This is a genomic window from Anaplasma phagocytophilum (assembly GCF_023476575.1).
Taxonomy (GTDB): domain Bacteria; phylum Pseudomonadota; class Alphaproteobacteria; order Rickettsiales; family Anaplasmataceae; genus Anaplasma; species Anaplasma phagocytophilum_A.
The window spans coordinates 1-3,879 of record NZ_JAHLEX010000101.1; the positions used below are offsets into that span (position 1 = coordinate 1).

At 40.6% G+C, this 3,879-nt stretch carries 3 protein-coding genes; all 3 read left to right on the plus strand.

Translation table 11 applies throughout. From position 1 onward, the window contains the following. The first annotated feature begins 477 nt into the window (after nt 1–477). The 3 genes from KPX09_RS04625 (at nt 478) to KPX09_RS04635 (ending at nt 3,579) form a co-directional block, all read left to right on the plus strand. A complete protein-coding gene (locus tag KPX09_RS04625; RefSeq protein ID WP_249549205.1) occupies nt 478–1,818 on the plus strand; it encodes an HGE-14 family type IV secretion system effector in 1,341 nt (446 codons plus the stop codon). Nucleotides 1,819–2,102: 284 nt separating this feature from the next. Continuing rightward, a complete protein-coding gene (locus KPX09_RS04630) occupies nt 2,103–2,981 on the plus strand; it encodes an HGE-14 family type IV secretion system effector (RefSeq protein ID WP_249549206.1) in 879 nt (292 codons plus the stop codon). Next, nucleotides 2,947–3,579 (plus strand): HGE-14 family type IV secretion system effector, encoded by a 633-nt coding sequence (locus tag KPX09_RS04635; protein WP_410518483.1) that lies wholly within the window; start codon nt 2,947–2,949, stop codon nt 3,577–3,579. Before KPX09_RS04630 ends, KPX09_RS04635 begins: the two co-directional genes overlap by 35 nt. The last annotated feature ends 300 nt before the right edge of the window (nt 3,580–3,879 follow it).

A 3,879-nucleotide genomic window follows, 5' to 3' on the forward strand; every position in this document is an offset into this window, starting at 1 on the left:
CCTTCTACATTCAAAAAATTCAGAGCCTTAAAAAAGCTACAACAGATAAAACATACCACTTCAGCCTTACCCTCCCCTGCACCGAAAATCTTAAAGCAACGCTCACAATTTACTGCAGGAATTAAGTTTTAGGCATATGCAAGCGCAATCTCACCAAAAATTTCAGCATATATTCACACGTATAATCTTGCTCTCAATCCTTACGCATAACGAGCTCCAAGTGTACACTTCACAACGCTTATAAAGCACCATTTGTAACAGAACTTCATCAGATCTCATATCCATACACTGGCATCATAGCTTTTTACAACAAGTAAATATTTCTCATTACAAAAAAACTATTCTTACAATCCCGCACCACCTTCGCTAATACTTAAGAATTTAACAAATGTCTTGCGCGATGTCAGATAATAAACTAGTAAACACGCTAATTTATTAATCTAAAAAATTAAAATTTAAATATAATATGAGGATACCATGTCTCATTCCGTGCGAAGCGCGTATACGTATGGTGAAGTCATATGTCTCAAAACCGTGGGCAAGTTACTTGCGCAAAATGACGGACTTGCTAGGGTTATCGTGTATTATGTAAGGGAAGCCTGTAAGAAGCTAGGAGGGTTATCCGTTGGTGTTCCGGAGCTTGTAAGGGCTAGTGACGAGCTGTCTCTAGTCTCCGCATACTGGGAAAAGACTAAAGGCCATGAAAGGGATGTTTCACTTACGTATGCCCTATCGCAAGACGATGTTGTTTTAGAAAAACTTTACTCAACGTTGGTTACTTGCATGCACATTGTATACAAGAATTATTCCCCTTATCACGACAACGTAACAGAGCATTACAGATTTGTATACAGCGTTGCTATGGTGAGCGAAATTCTTACTACCGCAATATATAATCACCAAAATATTATCTCCGAGAAAAGTCCCCAAACACTGGAAACATCCCATCACAAACTTGCTATGAAACACACTGGAGACAAAACACAACAAGCCTTATGTTCTTTATTATATACTTCAAAATACGCGTACTTTCATGCCTACCAATTGATTGAGAAACAACTTAAATCCGCCGACAACACTCCTTCCCAAGCCCGTCTCCTGCCTACGCATGCGCTACAAAGTAATCTGCGACTTGCGCGTAAAGCTGCTGGACTTCTAGACGAAAACACACCTACTTATGTGAAACGTTATGTTAATCAATGCGTTGGCATCATAATTTCTGGAATGAACTCCTTGAATAGGACCTACGCATCAATATTTGTAGATAACAAGGATATAGAGTTTCTCCTTCACCTTGCCGGCAATTCGCATAGTATACTAGATACTCGCCTCAGGCACTACATTACCGGCCAGTGTATTACAACACTTAATACGGAAAAGGAACTTGATGAGAGTACTGGAAATTTCGTTGGTATTACCGGGTGCTTACATAAGATGTACGGCTTGTATGAAGATGCGAACGAAACAAAGCATCCCTTTGCTGAGAGCGTTCACCGCTGCCTTTCCCTTGTACGAGATAACATTTACCCACAAATTACCAAAGGGTTGGAAGAGAATAATAACTCAGCATATCAGTTCCACAGAGTGCGAAATCTAATTACCAAAGCTGTAGAAGAATTAGAAGTTATAGACCCCAATCTAATGATACACCCTGAGATATCAGTTAACTTGCATACGGAATCAATGCAATATTTACACTCCATAGCTTGTCAGTGGAATACAATGAATACACAACATATCTACGCGGCTCCCTCATCATCGTTACAAACCGATAATGTTACAGGGTGTACAAGTGGGGAACGTGATAGATGTCCTTGAGTGTGTGTCACAATAGACGTAACGCAATAATCTCTCCTTTACCATAGCGCAGAGTGAACGCGTGCAGCCTGCTAATTGCGCAGCAATCACTTGGATGATGTAGACATGCGTAAAGTTTTCCTCCCCTTACTGTTCATCAGGAAGAAGTAAAGTACCTTATACTTACAAACAGATTTAATCCTACCTCATGAAACCATTACTTTTAAATGTATACTCTATTAATGTATACTCTTGAAAGTATGTAAGATTCGCGCTACAGTAATAAAATTATTAACTAATTGCACATGCTCACTGTATGTAGTAGCACATATGGCTTCAAATATTCTTATACCGCTGAGACTTCTTCTACGTATACGGATATCATATGTGCTGGAATCTATACTAGGGTGATTTCCCCCATAGATTTCTTGAAAATCCTACACTGCAATGTTGAAGCTTTGCAGCGAACATTAGACCGTGCGTTCTCTTTAGATCCAGAATTTTCTCCTATTGCTGAAAGAGTTGCTGCTATAAAATTGCTCTTAATAACCAAAAATGCTGGTAGTAGCAAGGCCCAACCAACAGAAGAGGCAATTTTAGCGCAGGTGCATGGTGTCTTTAATTTACTGTACGATACGCTGTACGCTTGTGTTACTGCCACTTGTAATTCTGAACCAGGTAGGTTTATTAGCCCTACACATACAGAACAGGGTTTGCATCTACATGCGGCTATGGCAGTTGCCTTTCTAGTCAATACTATCATGATGTGTCGCTACTTTGTATTGGTTAGCACTTCTCAATCTCCGGTTACGAGCGCGGGGGCTGGAACACCTCCTGTAATGCACATCAAGTTGGCACTTAACACGTATCTAGACTCTGTTCAGTCAGCTAATCGTCGCTCTTGTATACTTGCTAAAGTGCCTGAAAAAGAAATAAAGGCGTTTTCCAGTGCAATACTACATAACTCTGAGCTTCTCGTAAAAGTTTCCGAATTACTTGATGAAGATAGCCCACTTTTACACCGGTCAAGTACAGAACATTGCTTGAATGCCCTACTTAGCACAATCAGCCGTTTATCTTCTGTCTTCAACCGATTAGGAACTAACATAAACAACGATAATATTGTATTATCGCGTAGAGCCCTGAGTAGTGAATCATATACCATACTCATATACCATACTTAGAACGCTAATAAACCGTTATGCTCTCTGCACGTTGGACCATGATGCACTCTGTAGAGATAGCTCTCTTCGAAACCGCAATACAAATATTGTGCAAGATTTGGTTAGTGCATTGGGTTGCTTGTGTCTGATACGAAGGGAATACTCCTCTGTAAGTACTGAGGTGTATCCTTATGCTCGCCGTGTTGAGCGTTGTATTAGACTCATACGCGACAAAGTTTACACAAGTATACGCGCTTCTGAAATGGAGGATGCACTGAGTCCATCACAAAGCATAAATAATGCAGTCCAGTTACACCTTAGGGAAGCAATTGCAGGACTAAAATGCATCAGGGCGAGCCTACTATTAAATCCAACGCTTACTACTGAGTTACACGAAACGGCGCTGCTTCATCTAAAGGAGGCAGAACGTGTTTGGAAATCACAAAACACGCAATGTTTTCACGACGTAGAACAAGCACACTCTTCTTCTGATATGGAAACCTCGGGACAGAAAAGCAATAGTTCTACACTGCAAGACTCAGTAGTGGCCTCTCTACTACAATCAAATGACGAAAGTGAACTTATACAGCCCCCTCAAAAACGCTCGCGGTACATCTAATCTTTACTCTCGAGTATGCTCTTAGCCCAATGCCTTATTGTGGATTTCTCTTTATATACAGTCTGGGGAATACTCATTTCGAAACTGCGGTAGACACATCATAGCCTTTCATACACCGTCACTACATATGGTCGGCTCGTACTTTTCCATCCTATATATAGCATTTCTCAGCGATGAAGTATCGAAGAGCTTGGTACTAGAAACTAGGAAAACCCCCCGAACATGCTACACACAAAACCGTATCTGCTGTTAACTCTAATGCTATATGCACAGTTGTGCATATAGCATTCCAAATACATG